Here is a 932-nt window from a genome sequence, read left to right on the forward strand (position 1 = left end):
TGAGGTGAGTTGTGAGGGAAAGGTGACAACGGATATATAAACGCGTAAGAGCGTCGGCAGCGTCAGATGTGGATAAGAGACAGCAACTAGGGCTGAGACTCAATCAGAGCCAGAATGCGAGCGCGGTTGCGATGGCGACGCCTGAGAGGAAGTTGACGGCGAGTTTATCGTAGCGGGTAGCGACACGGCGGAAGTCCTTGAGACGGCAGAAGGCGTTCTCGATCAAGTGGCGGCCGCGGTATCTGTCTTTATCATATCGGATCGTGCGTTTGCGGTTTCGCCGTCCGGGAATGACGGGAACGGCTCCGGCATCACGTAGCGAACGGCGCAGCCGGTCGGCATCGTAGCCCTTGTCGGCCAACAGGTAACGCATTCGACCAGCCCGTTCGAGAAGCGCGGGCGCCGCCTTCACGTCGCTGACGTTGCCGGCCGTCAGCATCAAGGCATAGGGACGACCGATGACATCGGTGAGTGCGTGGACCTTGGTGGTCCAGCCACCGCGCGAGCGACCGATCGCCTGGATTTGGCGCCCCCTTTTCCACCGAACGCCGCGCGTTGTGCCTTGATGTAGGTGCTGTCGATCGCAGTGCTCTTCGCGACCACGCCAGCATCCGCCAGCGCGTCGAGCAGCTTGAGCCAGAAGCCACGGCGCGACCAGCGGTTGAACCGGTTGTAGATCGTCGTGGATGGCCCGTAATCCGCCGGGCAGTCGCACCAGCGGCAGCCGACCTTCAGCACATGCACGATCCCCGAGATCACCCGCCGATCATCTACCCGCCGGGCTCCAGGCTGGTTTTTCGGCAGATGCAGCTCGATCGCCGCCCACGCTTCATCCGACAACCAGAATAGCGCCATGCCTCATTCCTCCTGATCCACACGCCAGTGAATCAGGAAAACTGTCACCACTCAAGATGCTGATTGGGTTTGGACCC

General features: G+C 60.9%; 1 pseudogene. It reads right to left on the reverse strand.

Features of this window, described 5'->3' with window-relative positions:
- Nucleotides 1-103: 103 nt before the first annotated feature.
- Nucleotides 104-855, reverse strand: a pseudogene (locus tag SB4_RS18920) (IS5 family transposase).
- Between the last annotated feature and the right edge of the window lie 77 nt (nt 856-932).

Origin of the sequence: Sphingomonas sanguinis (genome assembly GCF_001476905.1) — a bacterium.
GTDB classification, from domain to species: Bacteria; Pseudomonadota; Alphaproteobacteria; order Sphingomonadales; family Sphingomonadaceae; genus Sphingomonas; species Sphingomonas sanguinis_B.